Here is a 24,943-nt window from a genome sequence, read left to right as displayed (position 1 = left end):
GCGATAAAAGTAGAAACAATTCCAGCTTTATTTAATGGGCGTTGCTGAATCTAGAGATGAAACGCAAAGGAAAATTCAATAAAATCATCCCGTATTTATGCAATATTATTTAATGCACTAACGCGATCGCACGTTTTGTCAACGCTTCAGCAGTCAATCCATTAAATGCCATCAACTCGCCAGCACTCGCGGTAGTCTCCCCACGCTTCCACGCAAAGGTGTCGCGCTTGGCTGTACTCCGTAACAAAATTGGTTCTAGCATCGCCGCAGCACCACCTGTCACCGCAATTAGCGCATCACCATCAAATAATTTGGCAAATGCTGCATCATCTAAGAAACCGCCTTCGGGTTCAGAACAGGTATCCCATGCAGTATCATGACTACGGTACAATTGCCGAGGATTGATGATAGAAACTATCTTGACACCAATACCTTCAGTTTCCAAGAAAGCCGCAGCTTCAAATACTGGCATCAATGTCATATCACCAATTACAGCAAATACAACTTGTTTATCACCAGCGATTTCATGTAATAAAACTGCACCATCGCGTAACCCTTGACGAGTTTGTTCTAAAGTTGTGCGAATTGGTAATGGCGATTTACTTGCAGTAATTACAATTCCCTTATTCTTAGTTTTCAATGCCCAGTCATAACAGGCTTGAATACTATTAGCATCAGGGGGAAATAATGGGAAAACATTTCCATTTCGCATCAACGAAGCAAAGTAAGCTTCAATTTCTGGACGTTGGTGAGTCCAACCGTTGCGCCCTTGCTCTAATGCGCCTGCTGTGAATAAAGTAATAGTCGAGGGAGTTTGACGGCGCAATTCTGCCATTGACTGGGTTACAGTTTGCCAAATTGGTAATCCGTTGATGGCAAAAGATTCGTAAGAACACCACAAAGTTCTCGCACCCATTAACGCTAAACCCGCAGCTAAACCGGCACAAGCATCTTCACTCAATGGTTCATAAACTTGTCCATTTGGTGCTTGATTATATAAGTCGTCGGTTGTGGGGTGGATAATCTTTAATGCTTGGTTGATGTTGGCAATTCCTGATGCTTCGTTACCATCGGCGTTGGTGACGAGGAAATTTCGATCTTTATTTCCAACTATTCCTACCAATCGTCCCATTGCAGTTGTGGAAACTTTGGCTTCACCACCAACAGCATATTCTTCTAAAGGTAATTCGCCTAAATCTGGTAATGGAAATTCAAATTCTGTAACTACAGTTTTCGCTGCTGGACCACCGCCTGCGCGTTCTGCATTTGTTCTGACTAATTGCCAAGCTTCCGCAGACAAAGCACGGGTTTGCAATGCACTGATTATATGGGGTGCATCCAGCGTATCTTTGGGATAAAGGTTGTGAGATTTTGCCCCCCGCGCGTGAACTCCTGCACCTTTGAGTTGTTTAATAATGAAAACAGTAAGTTTACCACCCAAAGCCGATCGCGCTGCTTTATCTACACCCGAAAGTACTGCTTGAGTGAATTCTAAGCGTTTATCAAAAGAAAAGGCGGTACTATCAACGTAATCCCCTGGCTGGTTTTTATCGTCGAAATCTTTGGCATCCACTAACACTACTTCATCAAAACCGTTACCTTGCCAATATGCTTGCATCTGTTCGTTGGTTTTTAGAGAAACCATGCTGTGATGTTCTTGGCTGTAACCGTTCCACACCAGTATCGGTAAGAAGTTGGTGACAGCAGGATAAGCAGTATGGAAATGTGCGATCGCACTGACAATATAAGGCTCACCCAATCCACCATCACCAACTGTAAAGGGGAACAACTTATCTTTGTGCAATAGTGCAGCCGCCATTGCAAAGTGTTGCCCTTGTCCCAATGGCCCCGCAGGTGCGAGAATACCGGGAATGAAACCAGAAAGGTGTCCTAAAAGTCCGTGCTTTTCTCGGAAGCGATCGCGCAATTCTTGGACTGTAAAAATTCCCATGTCCTCTAGCGAACGATCCAAGAACATGGCACTATAAAATCCGGGGGCGTGGTGTCCCACTTCAGTAATAATGTTCTTGTATCCCAGCATGACAAGAGATGCGTAAGCTTCTGCTTGGCTGGCGAATCCGCCGGGATGTCCAGAAGCTTTGCTAGCGGTAACTTGCAAAGTCAGGTAGCGTAAGGCATCGGCAGCCAGTAAAGTTTGGTATACAGCTGCTTTATCTGTGGGAGATGCGATCGCTACTTTGCCCGACTCAATAGCAGGTGTTGCACCATAAGTTTCAAAATCTGGTAATGTTTCACCAAAATATTGAATTCCTTCAGAAAAATCGGGAAGCGCTGAAGATGCCTTTGGGGAGATTGCAGTCATGCTGAGTACCTTTTGACGATGAGGTGAAACTGTAGATGCTCGTTGAATTTAACCAAAATTTTACATCTTCGAGGTTGTAACAGTTTATTGCTTTTTCGCAACCACAGTATAAGTAACTTGAATCAACAAAAATTTATGAGTTTCAGTTAGTTAAAGTAAGAACAAGATATAAAGTAACAAAAGAATTTTATGAAATTACCAAATGGCCCGCAAAGTCCAGCAGTTTTACAGATGCTACGCTGGATTACCAGCCCCATGTCATTTATGGAAACTTGTGCCGAAAGATATGGGGACATGTTCACCGTCAGATTAGAAAGTAAATCTCCGCCATTGATATTTGTCAGTAACCCTGAAGTGCTACAGCAGATTTTAACAAACGATACCAAAGCCTTAGAAGCACCTGGTGATACAAATCTGGTGTTTGAATCTTTACTTGGTAAGCGTTCTGTAATTACCATCAGTGGTGCAGAACACCAGCGCCAACGGCAGTTGTTATTGCCACCCTTTCATGGTGAAAGAATGCGAAGCTATAGTCAAATAATTAGTGATATTACCGAGAAAGTAATTAGCCAATACCAGATAGGGCAACCCTTCAATATCCGGTCTATTGCCCAAGCTATTACCCTGCGGGTGATTATGCAAGCTGTGTTTGGGCTAGATGAAGGGCCACGCGCCGAAAAATTACAGCATTTTTTGGGTGAAATGCTAGAAAAAGGAAGTTCTGTGTTGAGTGTCGCTTTGCTTTATTTTCCAGCTTTGCAAAGGGATTTTGGCCCGATTAATTTCTGGGGAAGGCAGATGCGCCGACAGCAGGCAGCTGACAAACTTATATATGAAGAAATTCGGGAACGTCGAGAACAACCAGACCCATCACGTACAGATATCCTCAGCTTACTCATGGCAGCTAAGGATGAAGCAGGTCAACCGATGACCGATGAAGAGTTACACGATGAATTAATGACTCTGTTGATAGCAGGACACGAAACCACAGCAACAGCGATCGCATGGGCATTTTACTGGATTCACAAAATCCCATCAGTACGCCAAAAGTTACTGCAAGAACTAGATAGCCTGGGTGATAACCCTGACCCTAGCGCCATTTTTAAATTACCCTACCTCAATGCTGTTTGTTCCGAAACCTTGCGAATTTATCCCGTAGCAATGCTGACATTTGCCAGAGTAGTCAGAACACCTATATATTTGGGTGGCTACGAACTTGAACAAGGTATAAATGTTATTGGTTCAATTTACTTGACCCACCACCGAGAAGATTTATACCCAGAACCTAAGCAGTTTAAACCAGAACGCTTTTTAGAACGGCAATTTTCTCCTTATGAATACTTGCCCTTTGGAGGTGGTGCAAGGCGCTGTATAGGTTTAGCATTTGCCCAGTTTGAAATGAAGCTAGCACTCGCCAAAATCCTTTCCAGCCGAGAATTAGAACTAGTTGGCAATGGTGAAGTGCGACCTAAACGCCGTGGTTTGGTGACAGGCCCAGATCGTCCGATTGAGATGGTTGTTACGAGTCAACGTCAGGTGAAATCTTCCATCCTACAGACAACCACTGTTTGATGCTGAGGGGTTTGATGGTTGCGTTCAGCGAACCTTCAACTTTCATCTATACGCCTTATGTGAATTAAAAATGCCCAAGCGATAGCAATGGTTTCAGGCTATGGTTTAGCCAAGATGTTTAGCTATGTTGACCTATTTCCGTCTTTCCAGACTCCAACTCACATAAGCCATTCTATTCTATATATTTAGATAGATTTTCAGTATCCGCTTAAGAAATAGGGGGAAGAAAGAAAAATAAGAGGATATAATCGTGCGCCCGTATCGCTTAAGGTTAAAGTATTTGTCTGGTTCCTAAATTCATTCAACAATCACTAATAATTGTTGCTTCCCGCAACTTATTGAACGGATACAAAAAAGCAGTGGTTAAATATTAGATTAAACCACTGCTTTTTATTGTAATAGATAAATATTGCCTACCCTAAATTGATGTTATTTCGCCTTATGAGCTTGGTTGCTGATCGGGAAACATACATTTATCAGAATCGCAACCACTAGGGCCAGCCTCTGACATTTCACCTAAATCGTAGCGGCTTAAGACTGCACAGAAATCATCTGTTTTCCGCCGTACTTTTACCTCTTGATTTAAGCGTTCGTAGGTTGGTTTGTCTATCGGTTCAAATGGCAAACGTGGGAATGATTGCAGATCATCAAAACGAGCTAAAAGGGCTGCTGAAATATATCCCTGATCGTTCTGAATAGTTTCATAAATGCGCTGTGCCAAAGGTTCGATTTCATCAGAACGCAGTTCTAAAGTAGCTGATGTGTTATGAGTTACATACCAACGTTGAACCTGGAGGACAAAATCAAATTGGGCTAAGACTGAAAACTTAGAAACATCAATTTCATCAGCCCCTGGTAAATCAGCCCAAGATACAGAAACAGGGATTTCTACTAACCATTCACTCACCCGTGAATCAAAGGGATCGTTGAGCAAATTGCCTTGTTCATCTTTGTCTGATTGTGAGGGAATGACATTGTAACCATAGTCAATACAAGCTAAGGCTACTGGATCATTTTTGCCGAAAGTGATGCGGCGAATAAATCTTTGGGCTTTGGGGGGATGCCATCCTGAGCTAGCATTAGTTAACAAAGCTTTAGTACCACTGGGTTGGACTGTGGTACAGCGATTTGGACGTTTGAGATTGTGGCGATCGCAATAATCCCAAACTACCCGATGTACAATATCTCTCCAGGAACTTAGATATTTCTCTTCCTCACGCTTGAAAGCTAACCCTTGTGGAGTTACAGGTCTTCCTGCTTCCCACCAGCGCAGCCAATCAACACCAAAAGCATGGACAAAGAAATCAAATAAACCTGTAAAAGAAACTCCCACAATCGGGTCTAATTCACGGCTGTATTGATAGCGTGGTTCCAGGAACTTATGATTTAAAAGTGCTGCTACAGATAACGCCCCAGCAGTGAAAGCCTCTTCTTGTTCTTTGTAGTTACGTGGATCGATTTGATTAAGGTGAACCTCAGACAAATTGCAGTGGAAGTTACTACCGATGATTTCCTTTGTTTGTTACCCTAGAGGCTTTTTATCCCCTAGTTCTACTGCTTGATTATTTGCAGTAGCTCCGCGTACCTTTTGCAGATGTGACTTTAGATAATAAAAGTGTTTCGGCGCCCTTCGGCTACGCTCAGGGCAAGCCGCTCAACACAAGTGTTTTTCACATCCACCCCCGCACTCTTGGAGAGATTATATTCTAGACAAAAATTTCTGATGTCATCTAGTTTCACTCTCTACGCTGTACGGTGTCAAAGACTTTTTAATTCCTTTGATTACCACGGGATTAGCATCTCAGCTTTCCCCGTTTTTGCGAGGTTTTTAACGTGAGGCAAAATCACTTACCACACGGATTTAGCCCATAACGAGCCAAACGATGTTCTAGCTCATTAGCATCAAGATTTGAATAACGCTCTTCTAACCACTGTTTTGCTGTTCCTTGTTCATAAGCTTGTAAAAACTCAACTTTTAGAGCTTGTGTTGGCAGCAAATCAATATTCGATCGCGCTACGGCTTCACCAGCCCATTGAATCGCTCCCTCGCCGCTATAATACTGTTTGCGAACAGCATCAAGACATTCTTCTAAGGTTGGTTTGCGGTGAAAAACTCTGGTATGGTTTGCCATCCTGAGTGCATCACGCTCTGGATCGATTCGCCAATTGCCACTTTCATCTTGCTGCCATAAGTTATCTTTGGCATCGACAAACAAACTATCTTCGCTAGAACCTTGTCTCATGCCAGCACTATTGTGTGTTAGATAGCCATCACAATAGAAACAATGGGCTTCTTCGACTTCAATATCGTAAGTGTGGACATGATCGTAACTGCCCAGTCCTTTCACAGTGACTGGAATATCTAGCGAGATATCAGCTTCAACGATATAGCGCTCATAATTGGCATCAACAGTACGAGATCCTTGGAATCCCATATCTCGCATCTCGCTATAGGTATAAGCTTCCCGCATAATTGCACCAGGGACGGTGAAACCATACATTTTTAAGCCTTGGCGTACTTCTCCCTTAAGCGAGTGAGGTGCAATAAGGGCGTTATAACGCCCTTTGAGGGCTGGAATTGTTAGGTTGTACTTAACCTGCCATGTTTGCTGTTGTGGATGGGTAATGCTAATTCTGCCAGCAATACCCAAACTGGATAAAACTGCACTAACTTGTCTAATAAATGACCGATAGACTGAGGTAACTAAATGAGGGGGTCGGTTATTGACAGCACCATCACTATCCATCAATCCAGCTAGGTAAGCCGCCCTGATATCTACTGAACCCTGCAAAATAAAACTAGGAATTGCTAGGGGAATATTAGGTTGCTTGATATAGCGATGGAAGTACTCAGCTAGTCGAATAGATGAGCAGATTGATTTGGCGGTGTTTTCGCCCTTGATGATGCCATGAGTAGCAGTCAATCCAAATAAAGCTAAAGCAGCATCTATTTTGGCTTGAACTCTAGCCGTGAATTCCGTATCTAAGCTGTTCATTGCCCATTCAACCCGGCCATAGGGCTTATCATACTTATTGCGACCGAGAGCAATATAGCCGTCACCGTGGGTTAACCCAATTAGCCAAGCAACCTCAGCTGTTAATTCGGGAATTACAAAAGACTTAGCTGTGCGACTGTTTGAGGGTCGAGATTCAGTAAAATCAGGGGGAAGATGGGTAACTGTACCAGGTAGAACTTTTGTATTGTGCAGTAGGCGATCGCCTTCAACTAAACTTGCAATCGACTTCCAGGTAATTCTCCCTTGAGCATCTGCAAGAACTGCTTGTCTGTGGTTTAAAGTTGCTCTTGGGTAAGTCGCATTCGTTTCAATTTCATAGACATCCTGAAATCCTTGGTCGAATTTATCAACAACTCGCCGAAATCCTAAAGGAGTTTGTACTAGATCGCCTACTTGGACATCGCAAATGGGAACAAGACCTTTGGAAGTATGAACTAAAGCATCTTCAGGCAGACAGCGCCGGATATTACCAGCAACAATTGTTACGGCGGCTTGATCGATTAACAGACAGCATTCAACTGAATTTAATTGCCGTCCTACAGCTTTACTCAGGATGGAAGCACAACGCTGATAAAGTCCGGGCAATTTCACAGGATTAGCAACTCCTCCAAAGCCGTTGAGAGTTTCTCCGGCTTTTCGGACATCGCTGATATCAACTAATACTTCGACTGCTGCTGAAAACTGTTCATTAGTAGAAAGTTCTAATAGGGCTTGATATGATTCAACCCAACCTTCACGGCTATCTCCAACGTGAATAGTGACGTTATTGCCTTCTATATGAGTTTCAGTATATTCACGTCGCTGTTGTACAGGAGTGCTGCCAATTTCACCTTTTACAGTGACATTCAGTTGATTACGGATAGGGGGCAACTGGTTAATAAATTGTGGTTCTAGGACGGCTCCGGTACCACAGCCCATCATTGCCAGATCCATCATTAATCCAAAAGCACTCCAGTCTTCGAGATTGGTAGAGGTGCAATTATAAGCGCCGGAAAAGTTTTTTGGTTTGGTTATCCAGTCTGTACCACCAACCCATAGCCAGCGTCCACTGGGCATAGCTTTCAAGTTGCGCTGCATCTTATCCAGTATGCCAGCTTCTTCTTGAGTGAGCTTTCCCAACTCGACTAAGCCGAGGAGAGTGCGATCGCATACCTCATCCCATGTTTCCCTTAGTCCCGCCTTTGTTCGGCGGCTATAGGTTCTAAAAAATACGGGATTAGCAGCCGGTGCTGTTTCGGGAAACTTTGCACTCTGGCGTTTTCTTTCTAGCTCTCGAACCATATATTAAGTGTCTTGCGTTCTTGTTGCGTGCGGACAGATTATGACTATACGCCAAGTAGTTTTAGTATTAAAGATTGTCAAATTGTCCACTTTACGCTAGCTATAAACCAGACTATTTGCAACATAAATTTATGATGTATAATGTCCCTCACCCTTGGGTAGGATCTCAATATTGAGTTTTAATTAGCACAGATTAAGTTATAAGTAAATTCTCTTTATACCGATGATGATAAAGGAGTTTTATTTGCCGTCTCACTGCTTCAGCTAAACCTTCTGATTTTCTTAATTGTCCGATTTGGTAAATAGATATTAAAACTAACAGTTCATAGCGTTCTATTTCTGTCAATGCTGTATTTTTTTCCTTTAATTTACAGTTCACCCAAACGTTAATTTTATAGCTTAATAGCTTTAGTTGAGAGCTTTTAAAGTGACTGCTGCTGAAACTATGCCTTTTGCTTCTAACGCAGCCGCAACCCTTAAAATTAAAGCTTCATTATATGGCGCTGCTATCAATTGCACGCCTAAAGGTAAAGCATTTGGACGCTGAATTGGTACTGATAAAACGGGTAAGCCGATAAAAGATAATGGTTGAGTAAATAGTCCTAAATGAGGACGGACAAGAATTTCTTCCCCATCCAAAATCATAGTTTCTTGACCGATTAGCGGTGCAGAAATTGGTGTAGTTGGGGCAAGAATTATATCCACATTTTGAAACACTTGTCGAACGCGATCGCGGTACCATTTCCTAAACCGTTGTGCTTGCAGATACCAGCTACTGGGAATTAACGCCCCAGCCAAAAAGCGATCACGTGTTGCTGGATCAAAATCTTGAGGACGACATCGCAATTTATCCAAATGCAGATTTGCACCCTCGCTAGCTGTAATCACAAACGCCGCAGCACGGGCGCGGTGTGCTTCTGGTATGGTTACGTATTCAGTGACATTCATTGCATCAGCTACCTTTTGCACTGCTGCTAAAGCTTCCGCTTCTGCACCTTTGGTAAAATAATCAGCAGCAATGGCAATTCTGATATCAGAAATATCTTGTTTGAGTTGTGATAAAACCAATTCAGGCGGACGCTTTGTGCAAATTGGATCGCGGTCGTCTTCTCCCTGAAGCGCGTTAAACACCGTAGCAATATCTTGCACCGAACGCGCAAAAGGGCCAATGTGGTCAAAACTGCTAGAAAATAAAGCTACCCCAGCACGAGACAACCTTCCATAAGTCGGCTTAAAACCAAAAACACCACATAATGCTGCCGGAACGCGAATTGAACCATTCGTATCAGAACCCAATGTCAACGGTACTAACCCAGCAGCAACAGCCGCCGCCGAACCACCCGATGAACCACCAGCAACTCGCTGTAAATCATGGGGGTTGTAAGTAGCGCCGTAATGAGAGTTTTCTGTAACAAACCCATAAGCGTACTCATCCATATTCAAAGCGCCAACCAGCACAGCACCCGCTTGTTTCAGCTTCGCTATTGCTGTTGCATCTTGGGTAGCGGCTGGGTTCTCTGCATTGATTTTTGATCCCGCCAGAGTCGTTAAACCAGCAATATCAAAGAGATTTTTTACCGCAAAAGGCACACCAGCAAGCAAACCAGGATTATTACCTTGAGCAATTTCCCTGTCAATGCAGGCTGCATCTATTAAAGCTGTCTCAGCAGTTATAGTCGTAAAACAATTTAATAAATAATTCCGCGTTGCGATTCGTGCTAACGCAGCCTTAGTAACTTCCACTGCGCTAACTTTGCCTTCACGCACAGCAGCAGCTATTGATACAGCATCATTCATGGTTCAAAAACTCGTCAACTTCAATATCCTCTGGTAATGGGAAAGAATTTACAATATTTGCGATCGCACTAATTCTCTCAAAATTTGCCACCACCCCATCCCGATACTCATCTCTTATTTCTAGATCCAACAACAACGCCATAAGATCAACATACTCACCCACATCAAACCCTTCTCTTCTCATCTCTCTTCCTTTGCGCCCTTCGCGGTAGCCTGCGGCAAGCCGAAACGTCTACGTTATCTTAAACTTATAACTTCTTACGACAACCGAAATGCGATTAATCTTATACAGTAAACCTGGCTGTCATTTATGCGAAGGATTGCAAGAAAAGCTAGAAAAAATCCAAAATCTTAGTTTCGAGTTGGAAGTTAGGGATATTACGACTCGTGAAGATTGGTTTGCTGCGTATGAGTATGAAGTGCCAGTACTTTATTTATCGAACTACAGAGGCGCAGAGGGCACGGAGGAAGAAATTATAGAAGCACCATTGCCGCGTCCTTCTCCTCGTGCTAGTGTGCAACAGTTGGAGCAAATGTTGCGTAAGTATTTAGCCAATTAGAAAAAAATAATGCAGAATAAGCGCAAGATTAAGAATGTGACGAGGTTCACAACATGAAATTGCGGGAATTACTAACGGCGGTAGACAGTGTTGAGCAATTGCCTAGCCATCCGATGGAGGATGTGGAAGTTAGGGGTTTGAAGACCAATTCCCATGCTTGTGGTGTGGGAGATTTGTTTATTGGGATGCCAGGAACGCGGGTTGATGGTGGGGAATTTTGGCAAAGTGCGATCGCATCGGGGGCTGTAGCTGCGATCGTTTCTCCCGAAGCTGCACAAAAAAATCCTCCCACAAATGAGGCTGTGGTCATCAGTGCAAGTAACATAACTCAAGCTTGTGCCCAGATAGCTAGTGCTTTTTATGGTTATCCAGGGCAAAAACTCAAGCTGGTAGGCGTGACTGGTACCAATGGCAAAACTACAACTACCCATATTATTGAATTTCTCCTGATCAAAGCTAATCTCGCCACAGCTTTAATGGGAACTCTCTACACTCGTTGGGCAGGTTTTGAGCAAACTGCTGCCCACACTACACCCTTTGCAGTGGAACTGCAACAGCAGTTAGCAGAGGCTGTAAATGCTGGTAGTGAGTTCGGGGTAATGGAAGTAAGTTCTCACGCTTTGGCTCAAGGTAGAGTGCTGGGTTGTCAATTTGAGGTGGCGGTATTTAGTAATCTTACTCAAGACCATCTCGACTATCACCGCGACATGGAAGATTACTTTGCCGCTAAAGCGTTGTTGTTTAGCCCTGATTATCTCAAGGGACGGGCAATAATTAATGCTGATGACTCCTACGGAAAGCGGTTAATTGCCTCCTTGAATTCTGAACGAGTTTGGAGTTACAGTGTCAACGACAACAGCGCTGATTTATGGATGAGTGATTTAAGTTACGAGCCGAATGGTGTCAGTGGGACATTACATACACCAAAAGGTGATGTAGCTTTTCGATCGCCATTAGTCGGACAATATAATTTAGAAAATCTTCTCGCAGCCGTAGGAGCAGTTTTACAGTTAGGACTAGATTTGCAGTTAGTGGCATCTGTGATACCTGAGTTTCCTGGAGTTCCCGGACGGATGGAACGGGTACAGATTAATTCTGACCAAGATATTAGTGTAATTGTGGATTATGCTCATACACCCGATAGTTTGGAAAATTTACTGAAAGCCGCACGTCCGTTTATCCCTGGCAAGGTGATTTGCGTCTTTGGTTGCGGAGGCGATCGCGATCGCACCAAGCGCCCAATAATGGGTAAAATTGCGGCTGAATTAGCTGATGTGGCAGTGGTGACATCAGATAATCCCCGCACCGAAAACCCAGAACGGATTTTAGAAGATGTTTTGGCGGGAATTGCCCCAACAGTAAAACCAATGGTAATTTGCGATCGGGCTACTGCAATTCGTACCGCTATTTTACAAGCACAACCAGGTGATGGAGTGCTGCTTGCTGGTAAAGGCCACGAAGACTACCAAATTCTCGGCACCGAAAAAATCCATTTTGATGACCGAGAACACGCACGCGACGCTTTACAGCAAAGACTTCATAGCCAAGCTTAATTTATTTGGGCATGGGGCATGGGGCATGGGGCATGAATAAGAGACAAGGTAGACAAGGAAGAGGGGGAAGACAAGGGAGAGATTTGTTTAATAATTCCCCCTTGTCTCCCTTGTCCCCCTTGTCTCCCCCTGCCCCCCTGCCTCTTCCCCGCCTCTATGGGTGTAGTTTTTTATTAATATTTCTTTCCGTGGGGATTTTGTAAAAGATGGACACATAAAGGTGAAAATCGAGACAGAATTATTTCTTGCTTCATCCTTTTTGTGCTTGACTCATGAATGTTTCTCTGGCTAAGGATCTGTCTGTTTATCAACTGGTTATGGGAGTGCAAGTGCCTCCAAAACCATTGTCCCTCAGTCCTGCGACTCTGCTATCACTGGTGAGAGCGCAAATTGACCTACTAATTGAGCAGCAAATAGCAGCCACTTTATGGGTGAAGCTACCACCAGAAAAAATTTGGCAATCAGAATTAGCGCGTTACCAATCCTCGGTGGGTGCGTCTAGTATTATCTATACTTGCCAGATTGACGAGAATGAAAAACAAGGAGCGGGGGAAGCAGGGGGCAGGGGGCAGGAATCAGGGAGCAGGGAGCAGGGAGCAGGGAGCAGGGAGCAGGGGGAAAATTCCTCTCCTCTGCACCCTTCCCCCCTCCCCTCTGCCTCGTCCCCCTCATCTACTCATCACGTCACCGTTCACCTGGCATCAGATAGCCAACTGCGACGGGAAAACTTTTTGATGGTGTTATCGCCCCAGTTTTGTAGTTTAATTTTGGCTCATCGACCACTTAAAAAACGCAAGAATCAGACATCGGGAAAGGGAAATACTAATAAAAATCAGCCATTGCTGATTATCACTACTGTTGAGGGCAGAGTAATTCAGCAAGTATTAGATGGTATCAAAAAAGCGATATCTAACGACCATCTGTCAAGTGTCTACGCGCCAGAATCATCGCCAATTGTACCTGCTGATTTTATTTGTCCAACGATGCCCGAAGCGGGAACGATGAGTCAACTGTTTACAAAACAACTCCTGCGACAAGATGAAATTAATCGCCAAATCATCACAGCCCGCACTACCAAGTTGCAGCAGATAAATCAAGAACTGCACAACAAAGAACAACTCCAAGATGAATATCTGAAAAATCTCTGTCAGGAATTGCGTATACCCCTGACGCATATCAAAACAGCACTTTCGTTATTGAATTCTCCTAATCTCAAACCTACGCAGCGACAACGTTATTTACAGATGTTAAATACCCAGTGCGATCAACAAAATTCTCTAATTACAGGTTTGTTGGAACTGGTGCAACTAGAACGTAATTTGGAGGGGATGGTTTTGGAGTCGGTGCGGCTCTCAGATGTTGTACCTGGAGTAGTCAGTACGTACCAACCTTTAGCCCAAGAAAAAGGGATTATGCTAGCCTACACCGTACCCACTGAGCTGCCATCTATTTGGTGTGTGAGTGGTGGGCTGAGGCAGATTGTAATTAATCTGCTGCACAATAGCATTAAGTTTACTCCTAATGGGGGTGAAGTATGGGTGCGTGCCCGTCTTCAAGGCGATTATATCCAATTAGAATTCCGCGATACAGGTATTGGTATTGCCGAAAGCGAGATTTCCAAAATCTTTGAGCGATTTTATCGTGTGCGTACAGGGTCTACAGAAGATTATGCTGGTGCTGGCTTGGGGTTAACAATAGTACAGCAATTGCTGCTGCGCTGTGGGGGATCTATTTCTGTAAAAAGTAAATTGTATGAAGGTTCCACATTTACAGTGCAACTGGCAACTGTTAGCGATATCCCAAGAGCGATCGCAATAGAACATGAGTGATCGGTTATGATTATTCCCTAAGTTAACTTTGTGGTGCTATGCAACTTTGCCTAAACTCGACTTTATCCATTTTTTGACAACACTCAACCTGACGCTGAAACCTTTGTAGGACACTAGTTTTACTTTTTCGATTTTTTCGATTTCAGCGTGAATCAGTGATATGAAAAAACTTTTTGCCAAAAAGCTAGGGCTTTTGCTCTATAGGGAGAACCAAGTTTTTAATTTTGGATAAAGTCGAGTGAATCAAAAATAGATAAAGTCGAGCTAAGACACAAGGAGAATAATCATACCCAATGTCTAATGCCCTATCTAGTCCGTAACAACGGCACAAAAGTATTACTCCCGTATTGTCTTTAGTGTCGGCGGCGTATTGAATCAATTTTTCTCGCAGTTCTGTGGCTGCATCTTATGGGAGTAAGGTTGCTAGCAGGAAGTGAACGCCACGAAAACGCAAATCGCCCATTTTGTCAACTAATAGTCCTTCAGCTTGGGGCGCAGATTGAGCCGGGAACGTCTGGAGAATAACTTTACTGACTTGCTGAATAAATGGCGAGTTTTTTCAGAAACTGGTAGAACTTTTAAAAAGTCTAGTTGTTGAACAATTGCCTTCTAGAGAATAATCTCAGCAACCCGGCGGTTCCAACTCCCCAAGCACCATTAACTAATAAACCTGTGACTATTCCCACAAGTTTCCAGCCTCCAGCGATGGGCTGACCCTTGAGTGGTGCGACCAAAAACCAAGCCACTAGCGTTGGGACAATTGCACCAAATACCAATGCTGCTAACCAATAGCTTTTATCATTTTGAAAACGAGGCGCGATTGCTACCCAAATCATTCCCCAAATTCCTCCCCAGAATGCACTTGACCAAATTTGCGGGATTCCAAATGGTTGTGTTGGTGCAGTTGAATAAGGAGTGCGAGGCGTGAAATTCACTGTATGTAGCAACGCCAACATACCTTGGTGAAATAGCAAAACAGACACAAAGCCTGCAATAAATGCTAAGGCAAATCGAGATAAGGCAGCTTTTTGAGTCATTGCTTATACGAAAACCTCTAGGACTTGCTTCTTGGAGGTGTCTATGATAGTTTGCTAACTAGTATAAAATACAGTGAATATATCGAGTTACCGTATTTTACTAAATACTATTGTTGATATAGCCGAAGGAGCTTGGGGTTAAAAGTATCTAAGTAATTTACCAAAATATATGACAAGTAGAAAAGCCAGTGTTGCTGATTGAGAAGATAATGCCTGAAATAAACCTGAATTTGGCAATTTATCCAGAGTATTTTTGAGCAACGAAGCGATCGCAGCGAACAGATAGTGAGGATAATGAATATACGTATGCAAACTATTCATGACCGTAAAGTCAAAGGCGGAGGCTAAATCTTGGCACAATTGGAAACACAACCTCTGGCTTTGTCAGACGCTCAAAAAAATTGGGTTTTACTCGGTGTCGGACTTGGGGTGTTCATGTCTACCCTTGATGTGGGCATCATCAATGTTGCTTTACCCACATTGGTGCAAGCCTTTGGCACCAGTTTTCCGACGACTCAATGGGCTGTATTGAGTTACCAGTTGGTCAGTTCCGGTTTAGTTTTGGGGGCAACCCGCTTGGGAGATATGTGGGGCAAGAAGTCCTTGTATCAGGGGGGACTTGTTCTGTTTACTCTCAGTTCGCTGTTGTGTGGTTTTGCACCTAGTATTGAGTGGTTGATTGCCTTTCGCGCACTTCAAGGACTGGGTGCTGTATTCATCTCTGGGCTTGGTTTGGCAATCATTACAGAAGTTTTTCCATCTTCAGAGCGAGGTCGCGCTGTTGGCGTTATCGGTAGTGTTGTATCACTGGGAATTGCTTTTGGCCCTTCCGCAGGCGGACTGCTCCTAAGCTTATCAGGCTGGCATAGTATATTCTTCATCAATGTACCATTGGGGATTATCGCTAGCTTCCTGATAGTTCGGGTAGTGCCACCTTCTGTACGCATTCAGGGTAAACAGAAATTTGACTTTTTTGGAGCTGTATTGGCTTTATTGACTCTGGGTAGTTTTGGTCTGGGTATGACGCTAGGGCAAAGTCAGGGCTTTAGTAGTACTAATGCACTAGTATTATTAGCGATCGCTACCGTAAGTTTCATAATTTTTTTGGTAGTTGAAGCGGTCATAAAAGAGCCGCTACTAGAACTACACCTGTTTCGCAATCTTCAGTTGAGTATGGGTTTGCTAAGTGGCTGGCTAGCATTCATTGTTATCGGCGGCTCGCTACTCATCGTCCCTTTCTTTCTAGAGAGCGTCAAGCATTATCCGACGGTAAAAGTGGGACTGCTACTAGCTGTGTCACCTGTACTTAGTGGGTTAATTGCCCCACTAGGGGGAATACTTTCAGACCGCTTTGGCGCTCGACTAATCAGCCCAATTGGACTGGGGTTAATGATAGGTGGCTGTTTGGGGATTAGCACCTTTGATGCTCAGATTACTGAGCTAGGCTATGTGTCGCGCTATTTTATTTACGGCATTGGATTGGGTTTATTCCAATCACCCAACAACAGCACTGTTATGGGAGCAGTACCAAGGGAGCGGCTAGGGATTGCTTCTGGGCTGCTATCTTTGTCACGCACATCAGGGAACACAGTAGGAGTTTCTTTAATCGGGGCAGTATTTGGAGCATTAATCGCTAGCATGTCTGCGGGTGCAGATGTTTCTGTTGCCCCTCCTGATGCGATCGTTGCGGGGTTCCAAGGAACTTTTCGCTTTGCAGCCCTAATACTTTGTGGGGCAGCAGTCGCATCTGTTTTGAGGATGGGGAAGGGGGCAGGGGGCAGGGGGAGAATAACTAATCTCAATTAGCAATTACGAATTACTAATCACTAAGGAATTAAATAAATGACAGGTAAATTAAAAGAAAAAGTAGCAATTATCACTGGGGCTTCAGCAGGAATTGGAGAAGCAACTGCGATCGCTTTAGCAGAGGAAGGAGCAACAGTAGTACTGGCTGCTAGGCGTGGCGATCGCATTCAGGCACTAGCAGAACGTATTGAAGCTAGTGGTGGCAAGGCATTGCCCATTGTCACTGATGTGACTGATGAAAACCAGGTAAATAACTTGGTGGCAAAGGCAAATGCAGAATTGGGAAGGGTCGATATCCTGGTGAATAATGCAGGGATTGCCTTACTCGGAACCATTGAAGCTGGAAATAGCTCAGACTGGCGGCGATCGTTCGACATCAACGTACTAGGACTGCTATATGCTACCCACGCTGTTTTACCTCTGTTGAAGGCGCAAAAATCGGGGCACATAGTCAATATCTCCTCAGTGGCAGGTCGGACAGCACGGGCGGGTATCGGTGTTTATAATGCTACCAAATGGGGCGTTAATGCCCTCTCAGAAGCTTTACGTCAAGAAGTCCATAAGGACAATATCCGCGTCACCATTATTGAACCAGGTTTAGTGGATACGGAAATTGACAACCAAATTACCGATCCAGTTGCCAAACAACGCATTGAGGAACGACGCAAGGCAATTACACCTCTGCATAGCGAAGACGTTGCTGCTGCGATCGTTTATGCCGTCACGCAACCGTCCCGCGTTAATGTCAACGAAATTCTTATCCGGCCGACAGGACAAGAACATTAAAGCTCTGTTATACCATTTCACAAAACTCCTGATCCAAATAATTTATCTCTAATTCTTTCTCCATACTCCCTGCTTTCTTGCTGCTTATTTGTATCAACCTTAAAGTGAAATACTATTACTGCACTTCGGCAGAGTGGCACTGTGAGCAGTTATTGAAGAGGTAATTTCCACAAGCTTTGTATCCCCTTCTCCCTGCGTATTAGTTGAATCTGGCTAAGTATACTAAGAAAGAAATTGGAGTTTAGACTAAATGGTTAAGGTTGAAAAAAGGGAGTCTGAATTTTCTAATAACCCTTGATGTTCGGATATTTAAATTTTGAATTACAACAATGGAACGAGATAACCAAGATTTTCGCTTTGTTTAAAACAGCGATCGCCTAAATGAAGGTTGTTTTTGTTTTTCTGTAATTAGGTTTAATCCCTTTTTTGTTACTTTCGGTAAAGAAAGAGGGATATATGGTGGTCACAACTTAAATCTTTTTTACGTATAGCGGTTATCAGTCTACTTCAGTACAGTAGGAGAGAGCAATTCTACTGATAATTGGTGGTGATGAAAGCCTACTCTCTCGACTTGCGTCAAAAAATAGTTGATGCTTATGCCTGCGGTGACATTTCCCAACGAAAACTGGCTAAAAACTTTGGTGTCACCTTAAGTTTTGTGCAAAATTTACTCAAACGCCATCGAGAATTGGGGATGATAGGCCCCAAGGTGCGGACTGAGCAGACAGCAACAAAGTTGAATGCTGAACAGTTAGAAATCCTGCGCCAACTCGTCATAGCACAGCCCGATGCGACGTTAAGCGAATTGCGGGAACGACTTTACGAGAAAACAGAGGTCTTAATTGGGGTAGCTACGGTGAATCGGATGGTTCGCTGGAAACTTCACCTCAACCTCAAAAAAAAGTCTCCACCTCACAAAAAAAGGTAGTGATGAAGTCCAACTAGCCCGATTTGAGTACTGGAAACTCTTGAGGGGGATACCCGTCGAAGAGCTGATTTTCTTAGATGAATCGGGAGTTAATCTGTCCTTCATCCGCAAATGTGCCCGCGCCTTGCCTGGCCTTCGGGCCTATGCTCAAAAGCCCAACCGCAAAGGGAAAAATGTCTCGGTAATTGGTGCAATTAGCTTGAAAGGACTGCTCACCCAATGGAGTGGCTTAGGTTCTATCGATGCTTTGACTTTTGATGCCTTCATCGCCCAAAAGCTCGTACCCAAACTTTGGCCTGGTGCAGTGGTGATCATGGATAACTGCTCAATCCATAAAAGTGATGAACTTGAAGCTTTGCTCATCGCTGCTGGCGCTCATCTCATTTATCTCCCCCTATTCTCCCGATTTTTCACCGATTGAGAATTGTTGGTCCAAGATTAAGAACATTCTCCGTCGCATCGGTGCAAGGACATACCCTGATTTACTCCAGGCATTAGATACGGCATTCGCAGAAGTGACAATAGAGAATTTGCTGGGTTGGTTTACTCACTGCTGCTACTGTACCTCACAAGACTGATAACCGCTATAGCCCTCTTCTGTCACTTTCCGAGTATTCTGAATAAAAGGATTAAAAGAAAAAACTCTCTTCAGGTAAGCAGGGCAATGGATGTAGAATTACAAATCCTAAAACATTTGGCAAGAGATGCCCAGCCAACAGTTGCGATCATAGATGAATATTGTGCAGAGTATAAAGACCTGTTCAAAGAAGTAAGAAATTATGAATGCTTCAAATATTTACATTTAGGGATAATTGCACCAATAAAAAGAAAATCATTACCAGAAATAGCCAAAGTAGTAAGTATAAACTCGGCACAGTCATTACATCATTTCATAGCCTATTCAGATTGGTCAGCAAATAAATTAAAGAGCCGAAGATTAGATAAATTAAAGAAAGCATTAAATAGTCAGGCGATAACCGTAGTAATAGATGAAACTGGAGATAGGAAAAAAGGTAAAAAGACAGATTATGTTGCAAGACAATATCTAGGGAGTGTAGGAAAAATAGATAATGGAATAGTATCAGTCAATGCTTATGGAGTTTATGAAAATGTAACATTTCCATTAAGTTTCAAAGTATTTAAACCGAAAGGGACGCTCAAATCAGGAGATAAATATAAAACCAAAATAGAGTTAGCGTCAGAAATTATTACAGAATTAATAAATGAGGGGTTTAATATTGAATTAGTATTAGCCGATAGTTTATATGGTGAAAGTAGCAAATTCATCAAAAAGCTCAATGAATATGAATTAGCTTATGTTGTAGCAATTAGAAGTAATCACGGAGTCTGGCTACCAGCTAATCAGAGCGTTAGAGCTAACAAGTGGTGCAAATTTGAGAGAACATTTAGTAATAAAAAATCCGAAATCAGATATATCCGAGAAATAATTTATGGTAAAAAAAGAGCCATAACTTACTGGGAAATAACTACTGATCCAGAAACAATGCCGGATAATTCCACTTCATTTGTCATGACGAATCTTCAAGGAAATCTCAAAAAAACTTTAGGCGATTTATATGGATTAAGAACCTGGGTAGAATATGGGTTTCGACAATGTAAACAGGAACTCGGCTGGACAGATTATCGCTTGACAAATTTTCAACATATAGAGAGATGGTGGGAAATTATTTTTTGTGTTTACACAATGATTAGTCTAAATTCCCCAGCCTTTTTAGCCTTAAATCAATCTCTTCAAATTGAAACTGAGGTGATAGGTACTAGTTATGTTAATTGTGTAGATTTTTCTCATCATCAACAATGGAATCATAATTCTGGATGGAAGAATACTCTTAATAATCTTCGTTTAATTGTCCAACCTCTTTTACTATTTTGGCTGATTTATCCCTGGTTAGATATTTTTCCAAATTCTCATTTATTGCTAGGATTTAATCATTTAATTTGTGCCATGAACCAATTTAAACCCTTTTTTGCTTCTGGATGATTTCACTTATTTACTACTTGCTTATCTCGGAGAGTGACAGAAGAGGGATAGTTTTGCTCCAACTACAACAGAAATGGTTGATAAACTAATTTCAGTTGCACTTGACTTAATAAATCCTCAACATTTAAGAAACTGGTTTGCTAGTTGCTGCTACTGTACCTCATAACAGCCGTAAATGCTGTAATGCGTAATGATAAATGCTGAATGCTAGCAAAACGGGAGCATCTCACTTTTTAAAGTGGCTCAAACTGACAATAATCCATTGAGGTAAGCACAGCGATGGGCTAGGACTTGAGGCACATTTTCTCGTTTCCATTGTGCCCCGGAAATTTTTGTTCGACGGTCAACCTGTTTAACGGCAGATTCAACTGAACCTGAACCAATTGAACAAATTTCTTCAGCTTGATAATATTCGTAGTTGATAATGCGATTGCGATGCTTATCAAGATAACGGCAAAAGTTTTGTACTTGTTTGCCTTTACAATCTGTAAATAAGGCAATAGTAGCCTCAACTTGGCCTTTCCATAGTAGATTTTGTGCTTGTTTCAAGCGTTTTTGTGAACCCCCAACTTTGTGGAGGTTTTCTATTAAATGGAACCAATCAAGTATTTCTCGACGTTGTGCATCAGGTGCTAATTGGTCAATTATATTCCAAATGCCGTCATGTCCATCACCAATACAAGTGAGTGGGCTAGCCAGTGGTTGGTCATTAACCCAATCAATCACAATCTGATTATTCTGAAATGAAGTTCCCAAGATTCCGAGATGATGTAAGCTAATTGCTTTATAGCCAAGCCATGCACATATTTGACCTTTAGGAGTTCGGACACGGATGTTTCCACCATCGACGCTTAATTCTTCAATTGTCTGTTCTGGTGTTGGCAACTCAAAATTCTGGCGATGCACTAATCTCTGTTGACTGCTGTGAGAAACCTCTATGCCCGTAAAATACTTGATGTCTGATGCCGCATCTTCATAGCTGACATTCGCACTTACCCTCAAACAACAAGTTTCTAGATATGGACTCAGTTGAGTACTTGGTGCGACTTCTAATTCAATGGCTTGTTTGCTCGTTATTGCTAACTCTCCAAGAATGCTTTTGAGCCGTCGTTGGTATCCTGCGGTTGTCCCTGTAATCGTTTCGATAAAAAAACCCCTACTTCTGGCATAACATGCTTCTGCATTTGACTCCGCACTGCTTCTTCAATTGCTGCAAGATTTGTGAGCTTTTCTTTTGACGTATCTTCATACAATATTTTAGCAATCGCCTGAATATGTTTTTGAAGAGCTTGCTTTTGTTCTGGGGTCATCGGTAAGTAAATACACTCGTCTTACCTATCCTGACTGATTTTCGTCTTCTTTGCAAAAAACTGGGATGCTCCCTAGCAAAACCTTCCCAAAATAGCCCAACAACAAAGACTGAAATAACACCCAATAATAAAAATACTTGATTTCTCAATATTAACCAAGCAATAATAAATATGACTAGGTAAAAACTAAAATAAAATAGCGCATATTTTAAAGAATTCCAAATTTCTTGGTTTTAAATCGCTTTGGCAGAACTTTCAAATGGTATCTTTTGCAGAAAACGAATCAAAAAATATATGGGTGATAGAAATGGAATAAAGAAATAAATATTATTGTACATACTAAAATACAAGTAAATAAATATTTTTCGTCAGATACAGGTATTCTTATAATTCGCTATCCTGTTGAAGTAGTATTTTCAAACCTTCAAGTGATTCACCTGCATCTTCCAAATACCTATCAATGTACTCAGAGGTTAATGGTTGAATACAAATAGCACTGCGTAGCTTGAGACGTTCAGATAAATCTTCATAGTCTCTGACACGACCCAGATCAATCAAGGCTTTGGCGTATAGGGAATTTTTTAAAGCCCCTTTTATCCAAGAATTATTAATCTTTTTGAGCAAAATCTTTCGTTGGCGATATTCTTGTTGCGTTAAAGGCTTGACTACACTAAATGATTGAGAAAGCTTCTCTTCTAGCATCATTTTACCAAGAGTAAAGTTAGCGTTTTTCTCTCTACGGACAAACTTTACAAAAATCCTGACTTATTTTTTAGAGTGAGCATTTAGTTAAATTGATTGCTCTCATATTAAAATAAAACATTTCTTTCAATATTTCTGCAATTTTGTGTACAGATGAGATAGTAATTATCGTGCCAAAACGAGTATTTTGTACGTTTCAGATTAACATTTTTACAAATTTTTGGTAGGTATCGCTACAAAATGAGAATGACAAAAGGTACTTGAAATGACATCTGCAAATCAAAAAGTCAAGTTAAGCTTAATTCTGAAGTTGCACCAAGCTCTAAACGATTGTAAATCAAGCACAGTAACCGTTTTGCAATAGAGCATATTCCTATGCTACAAACAACCTACTTCAGCTTGATACCCCCCATTTGTCTTTAGTTAATCGCTGCTTGGCAGCAGAGGGAAAAATGCTTCAAAAACCAGAAAGTAAGAAACTCTAAGACTTAATTTCTTACTTTAATTGCCACAAGCAAGCCATATTAATGATTTTGGGCGTAAGTCCTATAAGTCATAATAGTGTCAACAGCTACTACTGTTGGGGAGCAACGCGAAAAAGTGAGATTGGGGTTAAGTTCTCAATTACATCCCTATATTGTCAACAAAACCTGGTTTTTAAGTTGCGATCGCATCCTGAAACAACCTATATACGTCGCAGGTTTCAGCACCTCACAAAATCGCGTTGCTCCCCTACTGTTGGTATTCGCTTCAATTTGCGCTTTTCCCCCTTTGTTAATAGTTTTTCTAGTTTGCTTTGACTAGTATTGTTCATGTCTGAGCAATGGAACGCAAATCTTCGCATGACCTACGCTTTCTATCTGCTCTATTTCGGGATGCGATGCTTTCATTGGGCATAGCCATCGCAATGAAAACATCTAGTTTGATTGAGATTTAGCAGTGTCATTGAGAACCAAAACCTGCTCTCACAAAATCCTGTTACTTTCCTGACAATGTGCAATACATCACATTAGTCATGATAATTTTCCAGCTTATTGCAAATCAACTCTTGAGGATAGATCAATGAAAATTTCATTACTTTGTGCATTAACTATTTTTTCCGTATTAGGAATATCTCATCAAGCAAAAGCATATAATCTGGAAGCTTGTCAGAAAAACCCAATGGCTGACAAACCTCAAATGATTAACTTACTCCAGCCTATTGACCAAAAAATAGTAGATTGTATTCCTCTATTGGATTCAATTGCCAGTCAATGGCAATCTCAAGCACGTAGCATTGTTTCCAAAGTCAATCAGTTCACAATTGGCAATCAGGGTAACACCAGCCTGGAAAAACTGGAATATAATGTGGTAGGTAATACGATTTATCTTGTTGCGAAGGTACAACCTAAACACACCTGGAGCGTAACAATTCCTGCTGTAAAAGCAGACGTTCCTGTTACCAGGAATAGAGATGTAAAGAAGTGCATTGGTTCGGGACGTTTAAAAACATGTGCGACTATTACAGTGCCAGAAATAGTGATGGAATTACAAACAATTACACCAGAAACCAGTGCATCTCATACTGCATCAGTTACTTGTAATTATGAATATACGTTCAACTTGTCAACTAAAGAACAAAAACCTGTTTTGGACTGCGGTAAAGGTTGGACAGGTAATATTAAATTGGATGCAAGTTCAATTACTTCAATTCTAAGCGGAGAGATGCCCACCTTGGGGAGTCTAATAGGTAGTATAGACCTCACTCCACCTTTATTTAAAGATGCCACTCGTGATGAGTATATTACAACTAGAGATAATATAATTGCTCAGAACCCCAACTCAATAGTTTACTTTTCTTCCCAGCCATTTGTGAATTGGGCATCAGTAAAAAACCAGGCAGCCAACGTAATTATAACTGCTCTTTCTGGTGGAGGATATAGCCCAGAGTTTCTTCGCCAACTTGAAGAGAAATTAAGAAGTGAGATCATTTATATGGCTGATTTCACTGCTCAGACTGCAATTGATCTAGGCACTGAGCAAATACTCTCAATGATCCAAGAAAGGAAAATACTCAATTTTGATCGTTATACAGTTTCTGTAAAGGTAGTAGATACGCCAGAAGTGCAGCAGAAATGTGTAGTTAATCGTAGTGAATGTACTCCTCCAATCCAGTTGTCACGTTTAGGTTTTGCTATTATTGCAAGCCCTAAGTAATAAGGATTGATTTCCATTCCTTTACCTCGGCAGAAGTCCCTCGACAATTTGACCCCTGGACGAGTTGCTCAGGCGATGGGAGGAGTTTTAGTGTTGATTCCTCCTCCGACCCATTCACCCAAACCTCGCCAACGCAAAAACCGATATCCAATCGTTGAAAAAACAGCAACAGTACCCCGTAAAGAACCATCTGTTGGAGTTTCTGACTTTTGCCGTTAAGTCTCAAAAATCTTTGTATGGAAAA

General features: G+C 42.1%; 20 protein-coding genes and 3 pseudogenes. 13 read left to right on the top strand and 10 right to left on the bottom strand.

What is annotated here, in order from left to right; all coding sequences use genetic code 11:
• Positions 1–109: 109 nt before the first annotated feature.
• Complete coding sequence (locus FBB35_RS24140) at positions 110–2,323, bottom strand: phosphoketolase (protein WP_174711755.1); 2,214 nt, start codon at positions 2,321–2,323, stop codon at positions 110–112.
• Between the two features lie 189 nt (positions 2,324–2,512).
• Between FBB35_RS24140 and FBB35_RS24135 the strand changes: the two genes are divergently transcribed.
• The gene (locus FBB35_RS24135) at positions 2,513–3,895 is read left to right on the top strand and encodes a cytochrome P450 (protein WP_174711754.1); all 1,383 of its coding nucleotides are present in this window, start codon (positions 2,513–2,515) and stop codon (positions 3,893–3,895) included.
• Positions 3,896–4,334: 439 nt separating this feature from the next.
• Here FBB35_RS24135 and nrdJ read toward each other — a convergent pair.
• The 4 genes and pseudogenes from nrdJ to FBB35_RS24115 form a co-directional block, all read right to left on the bottom strand.
• Positions 4,335–5,408 (bottom strand): annotated as a pseudogene (nrdJ, locus tag FBB35_RS24130) (ribonucleoside-triphosphate reductase, adenosylcobalamin-dependent); the annotation flags it as partial.
• 334 nt (positions 5,409–5,742) lie between these two features.
• Positions 5,743–8,193: pseudogene (locus FBB35_RS24125) on the bottom strand (LAGLIDADG family homing endonuclease); the annotation flags it as partial.
• A gap of 408 nt (positions 8,194–8,601) precedes the next feature.
• On the bottom strand, positions 8,602–9,990 hold the full coding sequence (locus FBB35_RS24120) for an AtzE family amidohydrolase (RefSeq protein ID WP_174711753.1): 1,389 nt from the start codon (positions 9,988–9,990) through the stop codon (positions 8,602–8,604).
• Entirely contained in the window at positions 9,983–10,174 is a 192-nt protein-coding gene (locus tag FBB35_RS24115; protein ID WP_174711752.1) for a DUF4089 domain-containing protein, read from the bottom strand. Before FBB35_RS24115 ends, FBB35_RS24120 begins: the two co-directional genes overlap by 8 nt.
• A gap of 88 nt (positions 10,175–10,262) precedes the next feature.
• Here FBB35_RS24115 and FBB35_RS24110 point away from each other — a divergent pair, with 88 nt between their 5' ends.
• The 3 genes from FBB35_RS24110 to FBB35_RS24100 all read left to right on the top strand — a co-directional run bounded on the left by FBB35_RS24110 (position 10,263) and on the right by FBB35_RS24100 (position 13,932).
• On the top strand, positions 10,263–10,550 hold the full coding sequence (locus FBB35_RS24110) for a glutaredoxin family protein (protein WP_174711751.1): 288 nt from the start codon (positions 10,263–10,265) through the stop codon (positions 10,548–10,550).
• A gap of 53 nt (positions 10,551–10,603) precedes the next feature.
• Positions 10,604–12,103 carry a UDP-N-acetylmuramoyl-L-alanyl-D-glutamate--2,6-diaminopimelate ligase gene (locus FBB35_RS24105; protein ID WP_174711750.1) on the top strand — a complete coding sequence of 500 codons (1,500 nt, stop codon included), beginning with the start codon at positions 10,604–10,606 and terminating at the stop codon, positions 12,101–12,103.
• A gap of 272 nt (positions 12,104–12,375) precedes the next feature.
• A complete protein-coding gene (locus tag FBB35_RS24100) occupies positions 12,376–13,932 on the top strand; it encodes a DICT sensory domain-containing protein (protein WP_174711749.1) in 1,557 nt (518 codons plus the stop codon).
• A 305-nt stretch (positions 13,933–14,237) separates the two neighbouring features.
• Here the strand turns inward: FBB35_RS24100 and FBB35_RS35085 are convergent.
• The 3 genes and pseudogenes from FBB35_RS35085 to FBB35_RS24090 form a co-directional block, all read right to left on the bottom strand.
• Positions 14,238–14,419: pseudogene (locus tag FBB35_RS35085) on the bottom strand (hypothetical protein); the annotation flags it as partial.
• Positions 14,420–14,519: 100 nt separating this feature from the next.
• Complete coding sequence (locus tag FBB35_RS24095; RefSeq protein WP_174711748.1) at positions 14,520–14,969, bottom strand: hypothetical protein; 450 nt, start codon at positions 14,967–14,969, stop codon at positions 14,520–14,522.
• A 138-nt stretch (positions 14,970–15,107) separates the two neighbouring features.
• Positions 15,108–15,290: a hypothetical protein gene (locus FBB35_RS24090; RefSeq protein ID WP_174711747.1), complete on the bottom strand. Its 183-nt coding sequence runs from the start codon at positions 15,288–15,290 to the stop codon at positions 15,108–15,110.
• A 30-nt stretch (positions 15,291–15,320) separates the two neighbouring features.
• Between FBB35_RS24090 and FBB35_RS24085 the strand changes: the two genes are divergently transcribed.
• From FBB35_RS24085 to FBB35_RS24070, 6 genes are all read left to right on the top strand, one after another.
• Positions 15,321–16,775 (top strand): DHA2 family efflux MFS transporter permease subunit, encoded by a 1,455-nt coding sequence (locus FBB35_RS24085; protein WP_174711746.1) that lies wholly within the window; start codon positions 15,321–15,323, stop codon positions 16,773–16,775.
• Between the two features lie 36 nt (positions 16,776–16,811).
• Positions 16,812–17,561, top strand: a complete 750-nt coding sequence (locus FBB35_RS24080) for an SDR family NAD(P)-dependent oxidoreductase (RefSeq protein ID WP_174711745.1) — start codon at positions 16,812–16,814, stop codon at positions 17,559–17,561.
• A 550-nt stretch (positions 17,562–18,111) separates the two neighbouring features.
• Complete coding sequence (locus FBB35_RS35080) at positions 18,112–18,489, top strand: transposase (RefSeq protein WP_254625633.1); 378 nt, start codon at positions 18,112–18,114, stop codon at positions 18,487–18,489.
• A gap of 40 nt (positions 18,490–18,529) precedes the next feature.
• Complete coding sequence (locus tag FBB35_RS35075) at positions 18,530–18,910, top strand: transposase (protein ID WP_254625685.1); 381 nt, start codon at positions 18,530–18,532, stop codon at positions 18,908–18,910.
• The gene (locus FBB35_RS35070) at positions 18,831–19,067 is read left to right on the top strand and encodes a hypothetical protein (protein ID WP_254626021.1); all 237 of its coding nucleotides are present in this window, start codon (positions 18,831–18,833) and stop codon (positions 19,065–19,067) included. Before FBB35_RS35075 ends, FBB35_RS35070 begins: the two co-directional genes overlap by 80 nt.
• An 86-nt stretch (positions 19,068–19,153) precedes the next feature.
• Entirely contained in the window at positions 19,154–20,491 is a 1,338-nt protein-coding gene (locus FBB35_RS24070; RefSeq protein ID WP_174708167.1) for an IS701 family transposase, read from the top strand.
• A gap of 243 nt (positions 20,492–20,734) precedes the next feature.
• On the opposite strand, the gene FBB35_RS24065 is transcribed toward FBB35_RS24070, so the two are convergent.
• Together FBB35_RS24065 and FBB35_RS24060 are read right to left on the bottom strand one after the other, a co-directional pair.
• A protein-coding gene (locus FBB35_RS24065) for an ISKra4 family transposase (protein WP_174708235.1) occupies positions 20,735–21,801 on the bottom strand; the annotation gives its coding sequence in 2 pieces (ribosomal slippage) (positions 20,735–21,645 and positions 21,645–21,801; 1,068 coding nt in all).
• A gap of 384 nt (positions 21,802–22,185) precedes the next feature.
• Complete coding sequence (locus tag FBB35_RS24060) at positions 22,186–22,506, bottom strand: hypothetical protein (protein ID WP_174711744.1); 321 nt, start codon at positions 22,504–22,506, stop codon at positions 22,186–22,188.
• Between the two features lie 558 nt (positions 22,507–23,064).
• On the opposite strand from FBB35_RS24060, the gene FBB35_RS24055 reads away from it, so the two are divergent.
• The 3 genes from FBB35_RS24055 (at position 23,065) to FBB35_RS24045 (ending at position 24,918) form a co-directional block, all read left to right on the top strand.
• Complete coding sequence (locus FBB35_RS24055; RefSeq protein ID WP_174711743.1) at positions 23,065–23,307, top strand: hypothetical protein; 243 nt, start codon at positions 23,065–23,067, stop codon at positions 23,305–23,307.
• 258 nt (positions 23,308–23,565) lie between these two features.
• Positions 23,566–24,699, top strand: a complete 1,134-nt coding sequence (locus FBB35_RS24050) for a hypothetical protein (protein ID WP_174711742.1) — start codon at positions 23,566–23,568, stop codon at positions 24,697–24,699.
• Between the two features lie 6 nt (positions 24,700–24,705).
• A complete protein-coding gene (locus FBB35_RS24045; protein WP_174711741.1) occupies positions 24,706–24,918 on the top strand; it encodes a hypothetical protein in 213 nt (70 codons plus the stop codon).
• Positions 24,919–24,943: the final 25 nt, after the last annotated feature.

It is taken from the genome of Nostoc sp. TCL240-02, assembly GCF_013343235.1.
In the GTDB taxonomy this organism is placed as follows: domain Bacteria; phylum Cyanobacteriota; class Cyanobacteriia; order Cyanobacteriales; family Nostocaceae; genus Nostoc.
This window is presented reverse-complemented; position numbering and strand designations above follow the sequence as displayed.

Bases quoted from the DNA above. Each gene is read 5' to 3' on its own strand.
- FBB35_RS24140 (WP_174711755.1), bottom strand. From the start codon at position 2,323: ATGACTGCAATCTCCCCAAAGGCATCTTCAGCGCTTCCCGATTTTTCT.
- FBB35_RS24135 (WP_174711754.1), top strand. From the start codon at position 2,513: ATGAAATTACCAAATGGCCCGCAAAGTCCAGCAGTTTTACAGATGCTA.
- FBB35_RS24120 (WP_174711753.1), bottom strand. From the start codon at position 9,990: ATGAATGATGCTGTATCAATAGCTGCTGCTGTGCGTGAAGGCAAAGTT.
- FBB35_RS24115 (WP_174711752.1), bottom strand. From the start codon at position 10,174: ATGAGAAGAGAAGGGTTTGATGTGGGTGAGTATGTTGATCTTATGGCG.
- FBB35_RS24110 (WP_174711751.1), top strand. From the start codon at position 10,263: ATGCGATTAATCTTATACAGTAAACCTGGCTGTCATTTATGCGAAGGA.
- FBB35_RS24105 (WP_174711750.1), top strand. From the start codon at position 10,604: ATGAAATTGCGGGAATTACTAACGGCGGTAGACAGTGTTGAGCAATTG.
- FBB35_RS24100 (WP_174711749.1), top strand. From the start codon at position 12,376: ATGAATGTTTCTCTGGCTAAGGATCTGTCTGTTTATCAACTGGTTATG.
- FBB35_RS24095 (WP_174711748.1), bottom strand. From the start codon at position 14,969: ATGACTCAAAAAGCTGCCTTATCTCGATTTGCCTTAGCATTTATTGCA.
- FBB35_RS24090 (WP_174711747.1), bottom strand. From the start codon at position 15,290: ATGAATAGTTTGCATACGTATATTCATTATCCTCACTATCTGTTCGCT.
- FBB35_RS24080 (WP_174711745.1), top strand. From the start codon at position 16,812: ATGACAGGTAAATTAAAAGAAAAAGTAGCAATTATCACTGGGGCTTCA.
- FBB35_RS35080 (WP_254625633.1), top strand. From the start codon at position 18,112: ATGAAAGCCTACTCTCTCGACTTGCGTCAAAAAATAGTTGATGCTTAT.
- FBB35_RS35070 (WP_254626021.1), top strand. From the start codon at position 18,831: ATGAACTTGAAGCTTTGCTCATCGCTGCTGGCGCTCATCTCATTTATC.
- FBB35_RS24070 (WP_174708167.1), top strand. From the start codon at position 19,154: ATGGATGTAGAATTACAAATCCTAAAACATTTGGCAAGAGATGCCCAG.
- FBB35_RS24060 (WP_174711744.1), bottom strand. From the start codon at position 22,506: ATGATGCTAGAAGAGAAGCTTTCTCAATCATTTAGTGTAGTCAAGCCT.
- FBB35_RS24050 (WP_174711742.1), top strand. From the start codon at position 23,566: ATGAAAATTTCATTACTTTGTGCATTAACTATTTTTTCCGTATTAGGA.